Raw genomic sequence first — 305 nt, forward strand, 5'->3', positions numbered from 1 at the left:
CCAATATTCCCCACCCCAACAAACTCACTCTCACCACTTTAATCGCCAATCATCTTCACCATTTCCAAACTCCCCAACTTTTCCCTACCATCACCAAATTCCCCAAATCCTCCCTCACCCTCCTCCCCAAACTCAACCAACCTACCGCCAACGACGACAAACACATCCCTTCCCACTATCTCAACAAAATTCACCATTTTACACATAACAACCTCCATCTCCATCTATCTTTACCTGTCCTCACTCACCATCTCAATCTGCACCCGACCCATTTCTCCAAAATCTATAAGATCCAAACCCGCCAA

General features: G+C 46.2%; 1 protein-coding gene. It reads right to left on the bottom strand.

Going from position 1 to position 305, the window contains the following annotated elements; translation table 11 throughout:
• Positions 1-38 precede the first annotated feature (38 nt).
• Positions 39-224: a hypothetical protein gene (locus FS628_RS30390; protein WP_145326669.1), complete on the bottom strand. Its 186-nt coding sequence runs from the start codon at positions 222-224 to the stop codon at positions 39-41.
• Between the last annotated feature and the right edge of the window lie 81 nt (positions 225-305).

Source organism: Paenibacillus xylanexedens (genome assembly GCF_007676705.1).
In the GTDB taxonomy this organism is placed as follows: domain Bacteria; phylum Bacillota; class Bacilli; order Paenibacillales; family Paenibacillaceae; genus Paenibacillus; species Paenibacillus xylanexedens_C.